At 72.9% G+C, this 14,044-nt stretch carries 17 protein-coding genes; 8 read left to right on the top strand and 9 right to left on the bottom strand.

The genetic code is table 11. The features are described from left to right. Positions 1 to 268: 268 nt before the first annotated feature. Positions 269 to 1,231 carry a hypothetical protein gene (locus VA596_RS29910; RefSeq protein WP_323331515.1) on the bottom strand — a complete coding sequence of 321 codons (963 nt, stop codon included), beginning with the start codon at positions 1,229 to 1,231 and terminating at the stop codon, positions 269 to 271. Positions 1,232 to 1,308: 77 nt separating this feature from the next. Between VA596_RS29910 and VA596_RS29915 the strand changes: the two genes are divergently transcribed. Continuing rightward, entirely contained in the window at positions 1,309 to 1,956 is a 648-nt protein-coding gene (locus VA596_RS29915; RefSeq protein WP_323331516.1) for a hypothetical protein, read from the top strand. A gap of 545 nt (positions 1,957 to 2,501) precedes the next feature. Here VA596_RS29915 and VA596_RS29920 read toward each other — a convergent pair. Both VA596_RS29920 and VA596_RS29925 read right to left on the bottom strand, forming a co-directional pair. Then, entirely contained in the window at positions 2,502 to 2,684 is a 183-nt protein-coding gene (locus VA596_RS29920) for a hypothetical protein (protein ID WP_323331517.1), read from the bottom strand. Between the two features lie 50 nt (positions 2,685 to 2,734). Then, entirely contained in the window at positions 2,735 to 3,250 is a 516-nt protein-coding gene (locus VA596_RS29925) for a hypothetical protein (protein ID WP_323331518.1), read from the bottom strand. Positions 3,251 to 3,457: 207 nt separating this feature from the next. Here VA596_RS29925 and VA596_RS29930 point away from each other — a divergent pair, with 207 nt between their 5' ends. Beyond that, positions 3,458 to 3,739 carry an early set domain-containing protein gene (locus VA596_RS29930; protein WP_323331519.1) on the top strand — a complete coding sequence of 94 codons (282 nt, stop codon included), beginning with the start codon at positions 3,458 to 3,460 and terminating at the stop codon, positions 3,737 to 3,739. A 4-nt stretch (positions 3,740 to 3,743) separates the two neighbouring features. Here VA596_RS29930 and VA596_RS29935 read toward each other — a convergent pair whose 3' ends face one another. After that, positions 3,744 to 4,487 (bottom strand): LysR substrate-binding domain-containing protein, encoded by a 744-nt coding sequence (locus tag VA596_RS29935; protein ID WP_323331520.1) that lies wholly within the window; start codon positions 4,485 to 4,487, stop codon positions 3,744 to 3,746. 41 nt (positions 4,488 to 4,528) lie between these two features. On the opposite strand from VA596_RS29935, the gene VA596_RS29940 reads away from it, so the two are divergent. The 5 genes from VA596_RS29940 to VA596_RS29960 all read left to right on the top strand — a co-directional run bounded on the left by VA596_RS29940 (position 4,529) and on the right by VA596_RS29960 (position 9,292). Then, positions 4,529 to 4,912, top strand: coding sequence for a DUF5997 family protein (locus VA596_RS29940; protein WP_323331521.1), 384 nt, complete (start codon positions 4,529 to 4,531; stop codon positions 4,910 to 4,912). Beyond that, on the top strand, positions 4,909 to 6,129 hold the full coding sequence (locus VA596_RS29945) for a kynureninase (RefSeq protein ID WP_323331646.1): 1,221 nt from the start codon (positions 4,909 to 4,911) through the stop codon (positions 6,127 to 6,129). The genes VA596_RS29940 and VA596_RS29945 overlap by 4 nt, the downstream gene beginning before the upstream one ends. 62 nt (positions 6,130 to 6,191) lie before the next feature. Beyond that, positions 6,192 to 6,650, top strand: coding sequence for a MarR family winged helix-turn-helix transcriptional regulator (locus tag VA596_RS29950; RefSeq protein WP_323331522.1), 459 nt, complete (start codon positions 6,192 to 6,194; stop codon positions 6,648 to 6,650). A gap of 10 nt (positions 6,651 to 6,660) precedes the next feature. Next, positions 6,661 to 7,512, top strand: coding sequence for a haloalkane dehalogenase (locus tag VA596_RS29955; RefSeq protein ID WP_323331523.1), 852 nt, complete (start codon positions 6,661 to 6,663; stop codon positions 7,510 to 7,512). Between the two features lie 43 nt (positions 7,513 to 7,555). Continuing rightward, positions 7,556 to 9,292 carry a pyruvate dehydrogenase gene (locus VA596_RS29960; protein WP_323331524.1) on the top strand — a complete coding sequence of 579 codons (1,737 nt, stop codon included), beginning with the start codon at positions 7,556 to 7,558 and terminating at the stop codon, positions 9,290 to 9,292. A gap of 4 nt (positions 9,293 to 9,296) precedes the next feature. Here VA596_RS29960 and VA596_RS29965 read toward each other — a convergent pair whose 3' ends face one another. The 5 genes from VA596_RS29965 to VA596_RS29985 all read right to left on the bottom strand — a co-directional run bounded on the left by VA596_RS29965 (position 9,297) and on the right by VA596_RS29985 (position 13,682). Continuing rightward, positions 9,297 to 9,923 (bottom strand): TetR/AcrR family transcriptional regulator, encoded by a 627-nt coding sequence (locus VA596_RS29965; RefSeq protein WP_323331525.1) that lies wholly within the window; start codon positions 9,921 to 9,923, stop codon positions 9,297 to 9,299. 1 nt (position 9,924) lies between these two features. Further along, a complete protein-coding gene (locus tag VA596_RS29970) occupies positions 9,925 to 11,070 on the bottom strand; it encodes an NAD(P)/FAD-dependent oxidoreductase (RefSeq protein ID WP_323331526.1) in 1,146 nt (381 codons plus the stop codon). Beyond that, positions 11,067 to 11,255, bottom strand: a complete 189-nt coding sequence (locus VA596_RS29975; RefSeq protein WP_323331527.1) for a ferredoxin — start codon at positions 11,253 to 11,255, stop codon at positions 11,067 to 11,069. Before VA596_RS29975 ends, VA596_RS29970 begins: the two co-directional genes overlap by 4 nt. Further along, entirely contained in the window at positions 11,255 to 12,652 is a 1,398-nt protein-coding gene (locus VA596_RS29980; RefSeq protein ID WP_323331528.1) for a fatty acid desaturase, read from the bottom strand. The genes VA596_RS29975 and VA596_RS29980 overlap by 1 nt, the downstream gene beginning before the upstream one ends. Positions 12,653 to 13,319: 667 nt before the next feature. Next, entirely contained in the window at positions 13,320 to 13,682 is a 363-nt protein-coding gene (locus VA596_RS29985) for a hypothetical protein (RefSeq protein ID WP_323331529.1), read from the bottom strand. Positions 13,683 to 13,743: 61 nt separating this feature from the next. On the opposite strand from VA596_RS29985, the gene VA596_RS29990 reads away from it, so the two are divergent. After that, a complete protein-coding gene (locus VA596_RS29990) occupies positions 13,744 to 14,016 on the top strand; it encodes a PASTA domain-containing protein (protein WP_323331530.1) in 273 nt (90 codons plus the stop codon). Positions 14,017 to 14,044: the final 28 nt, after the last annotated feature.

Below are 14,044 nucleotides of genomic sequence, written 5' to 3' on the forward strand. Positions count from 1 at the left end.
GGAACCGTATGCGGCATCGGTGAACCAGATCTGGCCGAAGGTCTTCGGCGTCGTCCGGGCGGACATTGCGCACCTGGAACGTGGTCGCTTTGTGGGTGCAGAAACCGTTGCCGTCAGTCGGGCAGCCGGACGGTACCGCCTGACCGATCGGCGCCTGCGGAGACCACACGCCCGCGGCCACCACCGATGCATCGGCCGGCGCGGGCCGATGCCTGTTTCCATGACGGGCCGATCGCGTGCAGAACCGTTGCCGTAAGCGAGCACCCTGTTACGGGTGCGGCAGCCAGCGGATGCCGTAGGCGTAGCCGAGCTGGGGGGCTACGAAGTCCTGCTTCACCTCGAACGTTCCGTCGAGGGGCAGGGCCGCGCCCGGTTGGGGTGGGTCGGACAGGACCGACTGCGGGACCTTGTCCAGCCGCCAGACCACGCGTGGCAGGCGGTCCGGGTGGAAGCGGACGCGGACCGAGCACGACTCGCACGTCACCAGGGGGATGAACGCGTACGACGAGCGGATCGGCAGGCCGTCGTCGACCTGGAACTCCAGGGCGTACGAGTGCTGCTCGCCCTTGTCAAGCGGGCGCGGCAGATCGAGGAGCCAGCGGAAGTGCCGCTGGCCCTCGCGGATCGGCTCGCCCATGCGGACGCCGTACTGGACGCCGGCGGCGACGTGGCGCTCGGCGTCGCGGACGTCTTCGGTGCGGGGCACGGTGAACTGCGCGGAAATCCGGCTCAGGCCGTCGCGGGTCGCGACGATCAGGCGTTCCTCGACCAGCGTCGGCACCGGCTTGTCCAGCTGGACGACGGCCTTGAGCCGCCGGACGAACCAGCCCTTGTCCGGGTCCGGCTCGGCCGGGTCGCACTGCGTCTCCGCCTCGATCTCGGCGGCCAGCCGGGCGAAGGCGCGGTCGATGCGCCGCCGGGCCGTGCGCTCGGCGACGCGCAGGCGTCCCCTCAGGACCTCGACGCGGTCGCTCAGCTGCGGGTGCTGCGCGCCCGGCTCGATGCACAGCGCGAACCGGACCGCCAGCTGGTCGCCCTCGGGGAAGTCCTTGATCGCGGCCTCGACCGCGTCGCGCAGGACGCGCCGCGCCTCCCGGTCGTTCTTCGTGCGGTGCAGCTCGCACCAGGCGGACAGCAGCGGGCCGACGCGGCCCCGGAGGCCCTCGGTCTCCAGCCCCCAGCCCCGCCGCAGCGCGGTCAGTTCGCGGCTCAGGCCGCCGTCATGTGCCATCGGAAACCGATTGTGGCACGCGGACTTCCGCGCGATCGGTCGTATTCGCTGGACCGAACAGGTGGTTCCGGGCGACCGTGGACGCGCACCGGAAGCGGCGCGGCGCAATCGGGGCGCTGCAACGGCCCCGGCTGCCGGGCTGGCTGGACGACGCGCTCGGGCGCGACCCGTGGCTGGGCGAACTCGCCGTCCAGATCCTGCTCTGGGTCGGCGTCCCGGCGACCGCGGGCGGCGAGCTGTGGCCACTGGCCGGCTGGGCCGCGCGCCGCGCGGAGGTCACGGGCAAGCCGGCCGTCCACGACCTGCGCGACACGCTCGACCGCGAGGTGCGGACGGTGCTGGCGGCCATGCGGACCCGGCCGAAGTGGTACACCGCGCACGTCGAACGTCCGCTCGGGCACAAGCGCGCGCCGGTCGCGCCGATGCCGGCCGAGAACTCGGCCGAGCTGTCGCCGCTGGAGCTGGTGCGCCCGCACGAAGTCGAGGACGCGCGGCTCACCGCCCTCGCCGAACAGGCCCTGCGCGCGATCGAGGCTCGGCTGGGCCGCGGCCAGGACCCGGCGACGGCCGTCCCCGCGGTGGTCCGGGTGGTGTTCGGCGCGGGCGCGCTCGAGGCGTTGCCGCACAGCGGATCCCCGCGCGACGACTGGCTGGCCACCGCACTGGCCGACGACGCCCGGCTGGACCGGATCGTGGCCACGGTGCTGGCCTTGCTCGCTCACTGACCGCCCCGGGCGCCAAACCGACGAAAGCCCGGCCGCGCCTAACGCACAACCCAAGCCGGCGGGCCCTTCGGCGCTGGCCCTGCTCGCCTGCTGACACCCCGGCGCCAAACCGACGAAAACGCGACCACGCTTCACGCACAGCCCAGACCGGCCGGACTTTCCGGAGCCACGGCACCGGCCGTCCCCGCCCGCTGACCACCCCGGCAGCAAGCCAACGAAAGCCCGGCCACACCTCACGCACAACCCAAGCCGCCCGGACCTCCGGCGTTGGCCCTGCTCGCACGCTGACCGCCCCGGCGCCAAACCGACGAAAACGCAGCCATGCTTCACACACAACCCAAGCCGACCGGACCTTCCGGAGCCACGGCACCGGCCGTCCACGCCCGCTGACCACCCCGGCCCCAAACCGACGAAAGCCCGGCCACGCCTCACGCACAACCCAAGCCGACCGGAGCTTCGGCGCTGGCCCTGCTCGCCCGCTGACCGCCCCGGCCTCAAATCCGTGAAGGCCACATTGAGGGACTCTGAGTCCCTCAATGTGGCCTTCACGGACCATCGCACGAGTCGGGGGCCTGAGCGGCTTCGGCGGCCGAACTCAGCCGGGCCGCGAACAACTCGGCCAGGATTTCCGGTGGGCAGCCCGCGTTGCGGGCCCGGGCTCCCGCGTCGGCCAGCTCGGCTGCCAGCAGTTCACGCAGGGAAGTACGGGTGGCTTCGGCCAGTCTCAACCGATGCTCCTCTCGCCGGCCCCGCCTCCGCCTTCACCTGACGGACACGCTCAGCGCCACCACGGGGGCGGGGGTGCCGGGAGCCGCAGGGGGCAGCACGTGTGGCGGCCCGCCCAGCAGTCGCCGAGCCAGCGGGTCAGCGCGACCGGGCCGAGGAGGCTGTCCTCCCACACCGGCCGCAGCTCGCCGGCCCGGCGCAGGACGCGCTCGGCCGTGCGGCAGAAGCGGATGATCACGGCGACCGCGGCGTCGGCCCGCTCCGACGTCCAGTCGACCGCGGCCCCGGGCAGCCGGGCCGGGACGGCCAGGCCGGGCGCGACGGTGCAGTCCTTGGCCAGCTGCACGGCGAGGTCGAATTCGACCGCTTCGGCGCAGCGCTGCCGCGCCTGCCACCCGGGCGACGCCGTGGCGGCGTGCAGGCCGGCCAGCCGCGCGGCGGCCAGCCCGTCCCACACCGTCAGGAGCACCGCTCGAGTGTCGGCCGGTGGCGCGTCGGCGAGCTCGTGGGTCGCGGCGCTGAGCCAGGCACACGGGTCCTGGACGAGACGATCAACGGTGATGGTCACGGCAGCCAGTTTTGCACCGGGAGCCTCGAAAAACAGCAAGATGATCATGGATCGCGGCGAGTCCACCCGGTCGGTGGCGCACCGTTGAGCGGCGGTGTCCCCCTTTTGAGCACTCTTCGTGACCAAATCGTCACAGGTGTGCGATCATGGGCGGCGCTCAGCGTCGAGCACGCCCTCCCGACCGTCCCGTGAAAGGGCCACCGCCGAGTGATCAAGATCAGCAAGAGCCGCGCCGGAGCCCGGCGCGTCACCTTCAGCCTGCCCATCGGCGCCCCGCCGGGGCGCGTGAGCGTCGTGGGTTCGTTCAACGACTGGACCCCCGGCCGCCACCACCTGCAGCCGCGCTCGAACGGCCGCCGCTCGACGTCGGTCGAGGTGGTGCCCGGCACCGTGCTCCAGTTCCGCTACCTCGGCGAGGACGGCCACTGGTTCGACGACCCCGACCTCCCGCACCGCGCCGACGGCAACTGCGTCTGCGCGACGGACTGAGGCGTCAGGACCGGCGCCGCGGCTTCCCGCGCTTGGCCACCCCGCCACCGCGGCGCCCGGCGCCGGGCTTCGCGGACTTCCCGCCGGCGGGCTTGCGGGCCGGCGCCTTGCGTTCGGCGGGAGCCGGCGCCGGCTGCTGCCGCCCGCGGGTGCTGTTCACCGTGCGGCCGCGGACGATGCCGATGAACTCCTCCATCAGGTCCGTCGTCTCGTCCTCCAGCCACGACAGCGCCACGCTCGACTGCGGCGCGTCCGCCACCGGCCGGTAGGTGAGGTCGCGGCGGTGGTGCAGCCGGGCGAGCGACTGCGGCACGACCAGGACGCCGATGCCCGCGGCCACCAGCTCGATCGCGTCCGCCGTCGTGGCCGGGCGCTCCAGAGCCGGGCGTCCCGGGAGCGAATCCCACTCGATCGTGTCATCGAGCGGGTTCAGCACGACGTCTTCCGCCAGGTCAGCGACGGCCACCTCGTCGGCCGCGGCGACCACGTGGTCCTTGGGGACGACGACGACCGTCGTCTCGGTGTAGAGCGGGATCGCGTGCAGGCCGTCGCGGTCGATCGGCGAGCGCAGCAGCGCCGCGTCGGCGCCGCGCTCGCGCACGAGGGCGGTGGCGTCCGCGGCGGCCACGGGCACCAGCTGCAGCGGCACTTCCGGGACCCGCTCGGCCCAGGTCCGCACCCACTTGGCGGGCGTCGCTCCCGGGACGTACGCGAGCCGGAAGGTATCGGGGACGTCCGGGCCGGTCACCGGGTCAGGTTACCGGGCGGGCGCTGGCTACCCTGGTCGGCATGACGTCGCACAAGACCACCCAGACGATGAAGCCCGCGACCGCGGCGAAGAAGCTGGGTGTGTACCTCGAAGCCACGCCCCCGGAGTTCCAGGACGGCGTCGTGTCGCGCGACGAGCTGAACGCGCTGCAGACCGACCCGCCCGAGTGGCTGCGCGAGCTGCGCCGCACCGGGCCGCACCCGCGGCAGGTGGTCGCGGCGCGGCTGGGCGTCTCCATCGGCGGCCTCGCGCGCGGCGGCATCACCGGCGCCCTGACCACCGAGCAGATCGACGCGCTGAAGACCGAAAGCCCCGAGTGGCTGGTGCGCGAGCGCGCCGTCCAGGCAGACGTGCGCAAGGAAACCGCGCGGGTCAAGGAAAACGTCAAGGAGCAGGCCCGCTGACCGCGGACGTCTCGGCCGAGCGCGCCGGGCGGCTCGACGCCGCCGACGAGCTGGCGCCGTTCCGGGCGCGGTTCGTGCCGATCGCCGACCCCGGCGTCGTCGCCTACCTCGACGGGAACTCCCTCGGCCGTCCCCTGCTCGCCACCGCGGAACGGCTGCAGGAGGTCGTCGCCCAGGAGTGGGGTTCACGGCTGATCCGGTCGTGGGACGAGCACTGGCTCACGCTGCCCGGGCGGATCGGGGACCACCTGGGCCGCGTCGCGCTCGGGGCCGCGCCGGGCCAGGCGATCGTCGCCGATTCGACGTCCGTCTGTCTCTACAAGACGATCCGGGCCGCCGTCGCGCTGCGGCCGGGGCGCGACGAGATCGTCACGGACACCGCGAACTTCCCCACCGACCGGTTCCTCGTCGAAAGCATCGCCGCCGAGCTGGGCCTGACCGTGCGGTGGATCGACGCCGATCCGTGGGACGGCTTCGGGGCCGAGCAGGTCGCGGAAGCCGTCGGCGAACGGACCGCGGCGGTCGTGCTGTCCCATGTGGACTACCGGTCGGCCGCGATCGCCGACCTGGCCGGGATCACGCGGCTGGTGCACGAGCGCGGCGCGCTCGCCGTCTGGGACCTCTGCCACAGCGTGGGCTCGATCCCGGTGGAGCTGGACGCCGCCGAGGCCGACTTCGCGGTCGGCTGCACGTACAAATTCCTCAACGCCGGACCCGGCGCGCCCGCGTTCCTCTACGTCGCCGCCCGGCACCAGGACGCCTTCGCCCAGCCGATCACCGGCTGGATGGGCGCGGCCGACACGTTCGGCATGGCGGCGCACTACGAGCCGGCGCCGGGCATCCGCCGTGCCCTGTCCGGCACGCCGCCGGTGCTCGGCATGGTGGGCGTCCAGGAAGGCGTCGCGCTGCTGGCCGAAGCGGGGATCACGCGCGTGCGCGCCAAGGCCGTCGCGCTCGGCCGGTGGGTGCTCGACCTCGCCGACGCGTGGCTCGTCCCGCTCGGCTTCACGATCGCCTCGCCCCGCGAGGACGACCGCCGCGGCGGGCACGTCACCGTGCGGCACCCGGACGCCGAACGGCTGTCGGCGCGGCTCATCGAGCACGGCGTGATCATCGACTTCCGCCGTCCCGACGGCATCCGGCTCGGGCTCAGCCCGCTGACCACCGGCTTCACCGAGGTCCGGGACGCGATGGCCCGGATCCGCGAGCTGGCCTGACTGAGGCAGCGCGCGGCGACAAACGGTAGCCATGTATTTAGTAGCCATGTACTGTATCGGCCATGAGCAGGACATCGAACGGGCCGACGCCGGGTTATCTAGTCTGGCGGCTGTCCATGAAGTGGCGCGTGGCCGTCGACCGCGCGCTGGCGCCGCTGGGCCTGACGCACGCCCAGTACGTGCTGATGGCGTCGCTGTACGGCCTGGACCGCACGGGGCAGCCGCCGAGCCAGCGCGAGCTCGCCGACCAGACCGGGCTCGAGGCGCTCTACGTCTCCAAGCTGGCCCGCTCGCTCGACGCCGACGGGCTCATCGAACGCACCCGCGACCCCGCCGACACCCGGACCATCCGGCTGACGCTCACCGGCCACGGCCGCGAGATCGTGCGCCCGGCCATCAGCACGGTGAGCGCCCTGCTCGACCGGCTGCTGGCCCCGCTCGGCGGCCGCGAAGGCGAACGCACCGACGTGCTGGTCCGGGAGCTCACCCTCCTGCTCGACACCCCACTGGATCCCTCCTGAAGGAACGGCCATGCCCGCAACCCCCGTCCTCGATTCGGTCATCCACCACGAAGAGTCCGGCAGCGGCTCCCCCATCGTGTTCCTGCACGGCAACCCCGGCTCGTCGTACGGCTGGCGCAACGTCCTGCCGCACGTCGGCGCCGGGCGGCTGCTCGCCCCCGACCTGATCGGCATGGGCCGCTCGGGCAAGCCCGACGTCCCGTACGCCTTCGCCGACCACGCCCGCTACCTCGGCGCCTGGTTCGACGCGCTCGGCCTGGACGACGTCGTGCTCGTCGGGCACGACTGGGGCGGCGCGCTCGCCTTCGACTTCGCCGCGCGCCACCCGGGCCGGGTCCGCGGGCTGGCGTTCTTCGAGACGATCGTCAAGCCCATGGCCTGGGAAGACCTCTCGCCGCAGGCGGCCGAACGGTCCCGGAAGATCCGCACGCCCGGCGTCGGCGAAGAGATGGTGCTGGAGCAGAACCTGTTCGTCCGGCAGGCCTTCACCGGCGGTGTGCGCACGCCGGTCGCCGATCTCGAGCCCTACCTCGCGCCGTTCCCGACGCCCGAAAGCCGCCGCCCGATCCTCGCCTGGGCCCGCCAGCTGCCGCTCGGCGGCGACCCGGCCGGGCTCGTCACGCGCATCGAGGCCTACGACGCGTGGCTGGCGGCCAGCGAAGACGTCCCGAAGCTGCTGCTGACGTTCGAAGGCTCACCCACCCTGCTCATCGGCGAGGCGATGGCGAAGTGGTGCGCGGACAACATCGCCGCGCTGGACGTCGTCGCGTGCGGCGAGGCCGGGCACCACGCCCAGGAAGATCGCCCGAAGGAGATCGCCACCGAGATCTCGGCCTGGGCGGACCGGCACGGGCTGCGGTAATACTGTCGATCAAGGACGGACCGCGGCGCGAAGGGGACACCTGATGGCCACCACTGTGGCGGAACAGCTCGTCGAAGTCCTGTACGCGGCGGGTGTGCGCCGGATCTACGGCCTCGTCGGCGACAGCCTCAACCCGATCGCGGACGCCGTCCGGCGGCACCCGGACTTCGACTGGGTGCACACCCACAACGAGGAGGGCGCGGCCTTCGCGGCGTCCGCCGAGGCCCAGGTCACCGGCCGGCTGGCGGTCTGTGCCGGCAGCTGCGGGCCCGGCAACACCCACCTGATCCAGGGGCTGTACGACGCCCACCGCAGCGGCGCGCCGGTGCTCGCGCTGGCGTCGCACATCCCGTCGAACCAGATCGGCACCGGCTACTTCCAGGAGACCCACCCGGAGCGGGTGTTCGACGACTGCAGCCACTTCACCGAGATGGTCAACGGCGCCGCGCAGATGCCCCGGCTGCTGCGGATCGCCATGCAGACCGCGGTCGGCCGGCACGGCGTGTCCGTGCTGGTGATCCCGGGTGACATCGGCGCCCGGCCGATCGCGCACGAGACCGGGACGAGCCCGCTCGCCTACCGCACGCCCGTCGAGGAGCCGGCCGCCGACGACGTCCGTGAGCTCGCCGAGCTGATCAACCGGGCCGGGAGCGTCGCGCTGTTCGCCGGCGCCGGGGTCCGGGACGCGCGGGCGGAGGTGCTGGCGCTGGCCGAGAAGGTCAGCGCGCCGATGGGGCACTCGCTCGGCGGCAAGGAGTGGATCCAGTTCGACAACCCGTACGACGTCGGCATGAGCGGGCTGCTCGGCTACGGCGCCTGCTACGAGGCGACACAGGAAGCAGACCTGCTCCTGTTGCTGGGCACGGACTTCCCGTACGACAGCTTCCTGCCGGGCCGCCGCACGGTGCAGATCGACCGCGACGCCGCGCGGCTGGGCCGGCGCACGCCGCTGGAGCTGGGCGTCACCGGCGACGTCGGGGCGACGCTGCGCGCGGTGCTGCCGCTGCTGGAACCGAAGACCGACCGCGCGTTCCTGGACAAGATGCTGCGGCGGCACGCGAAGGCGCTCGAGAACGTCGTTTCCGCCTACACCAAGGACATCACGAAGCTGCGGCCGATCCACCCGGAGTACCTCGCCGCGCAGCTCGACGACGTCGCGGGCGACGACACGATCTTCACCGTCGACACCGGCATGTGCAACGTGTGGGCCGCCCGCTACCTCACGCCGGGGCCGGGCCGCCGGGTGCTCGGGTCGTTCCGGCACGGCTCGATGGCCAACGCGCTGCCGATGGCGATCGGCGCCCAGACCGCGGCGCCGGGCCGCCAGGTGGTCTCGCTGTCCGGCGACGGCGGGCTGTCGATGCTGCTGGGCGAGCTGCTGACGGTCCGCGAGCAGAACCTGCCGCTCAAGGTGGTCGTGTTCAACAACGGCTCGCTCGGCATGATCCGGCTCGAGATGATGGTCGCGGGCTACCCGTTCTACGAGACCGACCACGGCACGGCGGACTACGCGGCGATCGCGGCGGCGTGCGGCTTGGCGTCCGTGGCGGTGGACGACCCGGCCGACGTGCGCCCGGCGCTGGAGCGGGCGCTGGCGTCGCCGGGCCCGTTCCTGGTCGACGTCCGGACCGATCCCAACGCGCTTTCGCTGCCGCCGCACATCACGGGTGAGCAGGTGCGGGGGTTCGCGCTGGCCTCGACCCGCACGGTGCTGCAGGGCGGGGTCGGGCGGATGCTGGAGCTGGCGCGCAGCAACCTGCGCAACATCCCCCGGCCCTGACGGCTCAGGCGTGGCGCAGGCGCGGGTGCGTCTCCACGCCGAGGACGCGTGCGGCCACCCAGGCCAGGGCGTCCGCGGTGCGGGCCGGGGTGTCCGACGGCTGCATCACGTGGCTGAGCACCGTGCGCACGACCACGTCGATCACCACCGCGACCTGCTCGGCCGTCAGCTCCGGGTGGTAGGACACCACGCGGGCGGCCAGCATGGTCTTCGCGCCGGTGAGCAGCATGCTCGCCCGGGTGGTCAGCAGCGGCAGCAGCTCGGTGTCCGTGCCGTGGGTGGCCGTCGCGATCGCGCGCAGCAGGATGTTGTCGTCGGCCAGCTCCAGCACCGCGCGGACGGCGTCGTACATCGCCTCGACGAGGTCGTCCGGGTGGCGCTCGAACGCCGCCGAGACGACCGAGAGGAACCGGTCGAGCTCGTGGGCGACCATCGCCTCGGCCAGGGCGGTCTTGGAGCCGATCTCGTTGTAGACGGTCTGGCGGCTGACGCCGACCAGCTCGGCCAGCCGGGCCATGGTGACCGCCGACCAGCCGGACTTCGCGGTCAGCTCGATCGCCGCGGTGATGATCGGCCGCCGGTGCTGACCACCTTCGGCCTGCGCCGGAACCGCCCCGCTCATGGTGCGCATCCTAGGCGGTGGCCTTCAGCGCTTCGGACCACGGGGCGCGCGCCGCGATCCGCCTGCGGTGCTTCATGATCTCGCGCGGCCGGTCGACGGTGAGCGCGCCGACGACCCGGTCGGCGCGCCGGTAGAGCGTGGTGCCGTCCTGGACGACGACCTCGTCCGCGTGCGGCGTCCCGACGAACTGGATGCGGTGGCCGTACCAGTCGGACCAGAAGTACGGCACCGGCGCCAAGGCGCGCGCCGACGCCGGGTCGAGCGCGTGACGGGCGGCGGCCGCGCCCTGCTCGGCCGCGTTCGTCCAGTGCTCCAGCCGCATCGGCTCGCCGTCGAACAGCGGGTTCGCCACGTGCGCGACGTCACCGGCCGCGTAGACGCCGGGTGGTCCCGCGGCGAGCGTCGCGTCGCAGACCACGCCGCGGTCGCGCTCGTGCAGCGTCAGGCCGCTGCCCTCGAGCCAGCCGGTGGCCGGGACGGCGCCGATGCCCGCGACGACCAGGTCCGCGGGCAGGACTTCGCCGGTGGCCAGCCGGACGCCTTCTGATACCTCGACGACCTCGGTGGCGAGCCGCAGATCGGTGCCCGCCGCGTGGTGCAGCCCGGCCAGCGCCGCCCCGGCTTCCGCGCCGACCGCGCGGACGAGCGGAACGGCCTGGGCTTCGACGATCGTCACCGGCAGGCCGCGTTTCCGGGCCGCAGAAGCGACTTCGCTGCCGATGAACCCGGCGCCGATCACGACGGTGCGCGCGCCCTCGTCCAGCGCGGCGCGCACCGCGACGGCGTCTTCGGCGGTCCGCAGCGCACGGGCCCCCGCGAGCCGGCGGGCGGTCGCGCCGGTGGCGATGACCAGGGCGTCGTACCGGATCGCGGTGCCGCCGGCCGTCACCTCGCGGGCGGCCGGGTCGAGGCTTTCGGCCGGGGCGCCCAGCATCAGCTCGACGCCGAGTTCGTCCCGCAGCACGGTTTCCGGGTGGAACGGCGTCACCTCGGCCGGGCCGCCGGCGTCGAGGAACGCCTTCGACAGCGGCGGCCGGTCGTAGGGCAGGTGGTCCTCGGCGCCGACCAGCACGATCCGGCCGCGGTAGCCGGTGCGGCGCGCGGACTCGACCGCGCGCAGCCCGGCCAGGGACGCGCCCGCGACGACGAGCGTCATGTCAGTTTCAGGGCCAGCACGGGACAGGAGTCCACGGCGGCGGCGACGTCCTGGCGGTGGTCCTCGCCGGGCCGCTCGTCGAGCACGACGACCGTGCCGTCGTCCCCCACCTCGAAGAAGTCGGGTGCCATCGCCTCGCACATGCCGAGGCCGTCGCACCTGCCGCGGTCCGCTTCGATCCGCATCACGCACCCACCCGTCCCGGCGCGACGAAGTCGACCTTCTCGCGGACGCCGCAGTCGGGGCAGCACCAGGAGTCCGGGATCTCCGACCACGGCGTCCCCGCCGGGAAGCCCTCGCGCGGGTCGCCGAGCTTCTCGTCGTAGACGTACCCGCAGCCCGGGCACATGCCGCCTTCGGTGGCGTCGCCGTGGGAATCGGCCTTGTCTTCGGGTGCAGTGACCCGGGTGCCGTACCGCGCGAGGATCCTGTCCCGTTTGGACGGTTGCAGGTTCGCGCGGGAGAGGTCGCCGTCGAAGTGGCCGAGCACGCGCGGGTCCATCACGCGGCGCCACACCGGCGGGACGAGCGCCAGCACGATCATCCCGGCGTACCCGGTGGGCAGCACCGGCGACTCGGCGAAGTCGCGCAGCGTCTGGTAGCGCCGGGTCGGGTTGGCGTGGTGGTCGCTGTGGCGCTGCAGGTGGTAGAGCAGGACGTTGGTGGCGATGTTGTTGGAGTTCCAGCTGTGACTGGGATCCACGCGCTCGTACCGGCGTCGATCGGGCGCGCCGACGCGCTGGCGCAGCATGCCGTAGTGCTCCATGTAGTTGACGACCTCGAGCAGCGAGAAGCCGACCACGGCCTGGATCACCAGGTAGGGCAGGATCCCGACGCCCAGCCAGGCGATCATCGCGGCCCACAGCACGGCCGACATCAGCCAGGCGTTGAGGACGTCGTTGCCGATGCGGTACGGGTGCTTGTCGCGCCGGGCGTACCGCTTGCGCTCCAGCCGCCACGCGGACTTCAGCGAGCCGAAGACGGTGCGCGGCCAGAAGCGGTAGAAGCTTTCGCCGACGCGGCTGCTGGCCGGGTCCTCCGGCGTCGCGACCCGGACGTGGTGGCCGCGGTTGTGCTCGATGTAGAAGTGGCCGTAGAAGCTCTGCGCCAGCGCGATCTTCGACAGCCAGCGCTCGTGGCTCTCCTTCTTGTGCCCCAGTTCGTGCGCGGTGTTGATGCCGATCCCGCCGATGCAGCCGATCGAGATCGCCAGGCCGATCTTGTCCACGACGGACAGTTCACCGCGCGCGACGAGCCAGAACGCGGCGACGAAACCGACGTACTGGATGGGCAGGAAGGCGAAGGTGATCCAGCGGTAGTAGCGGTCCTTTTCCAGCCGTTCGAGCACGTCGTCAGGCGGGTTGCTGCGATCGAGCCCGGCGGCCAGGTCGATGAGCGGCACGACCACGAGGATCACGATCGGCCCGATCCAGAACCAGACGCCCCACCCGGTGGCGGCGTGCAGCCCGATGGCGAGGAACGCGAGCGACGGCACCACCAGCCCGATCAGCCACAGGTACCGCTTGCGATCGCGCCACACCTCGGTCGACCCGGCGGGCACGGTCCCGGTCACTTCGCTCATCACACCCTCCTCCGTTGGCTGGGTTTACAAAACAATAGAGTATGTACAGTTCGATTGACAAGTGCCGCACCTTTGTCAATCGCTCGGTTTCAGTCCGGTCGTGGCTTCCCCGGGACGCGACCAATGCCGGTGTAGGGCGAGCTGAGTCAGGTCGAGTCGCGCGGGCGGGCCCGCGGCGCCGGGTTACCGGCCGCAGCGCGGATCAGGCCGGAGCGCTCCGGACCACCGGTCCCCGCGAAACCGCAGCGCGAGTCCGGTCGCATGTCCACGCCTCCTTGCGACCGCAGGGGCGGGCGCGGCGAAACCGGCCGCACGGCCACGCACCCTTACGACCACAGAGTCGGGCACGGCGAAACCGGCCGCACGGCCACGCACCCTTACGACCACAGAGTCGGGCGCGACGAAACCGGCCGCATGACCCTCATCCTTGCGACCACCGGGGCGGGCGCGACGAAACCGGCTGCATGGCCATGTGCCCTTGCGATCGCAGGGTCGGACGTGGCGAAGCTGGCCACGTGTCCTCGTGGCCACGGAGTCGGGCGGCCGCATGGCCCTCGCCCTTGCGACCACGGGCGCGCGCGGCGGGAATCAGGCCGCGTGACCACCATTCCTACCGCGACCGCGACCGCGACCGCGGCTGCGGGGGCGGGGGCGGGCGTGGTGCGGGTCAGGCCAGGTCGTGCGGGTCCCGGGTGGCCAGCGCCTCGGACTCGGGCACTCCGGTCCGGTGGGCGATGCGGCGGCGGGCGCGGACCTGGGCGCTGGTTGCCGGCCGGAACTTCGGTTCGCGGCCGCAGCCGCACGGCTCGAAACCCTCGTACCTCAAGCCGGCCTCGAGCACCGCCGCCACCGCGGCCCAGCCCGAGACGTCCCGGCGAGGCGGGGCCGCGAAGTCGTGGCCGGCGAAGACCATCGGCCGGCGGCACGACGGGCAACGGTGCTCCGCGCCGTCCCAGGCGTCCTTGCGGCTGCGGCGGCACGGCACGCAGACGTAATGCACCCGGTAGACGGATTCCGCGTAGCGGCACATGCCCGGAAGGTACCTCGCCAAGGCCGTCGGGATCCGGTAAATTGGGACCGGGTGAGCACAGTTGGACGAACCGGTCATCGTGCCGAACTTCCGGGGCAGGCAGGCGCTCGACGCCTGGCTTTCCGGGCATGACGCGGGGCTCTTCGTGCAGGGTCCCGATCCCGACAGCCCCCATCCCCTGCTGAACGGCCGCGTTGTCGCGCAGCTGCCCGAGGCCGGGACGCGGCTGGCTCGCTGGGGCACCGTCACCGTCTGGATCACCGGCGGGGGCGATCCCGCCGGGGTGCGGGAACCGCGCCGGCCGCTGCCGGTCCGCGAAGAGGACCAGGGCTAGCGGATACCGGGCGGGATCCGCCCGGTAT

This window comes from Amycolatopsis heterodermiae, assembly GCF_034929455.1.
Lineage (GTDB): Bacteria > Actinomycetota > Actinomycetes > Mycobacteriales > Pseudonocardiaceae > Amycolatopsis > Amycolatopsis heterodermiae.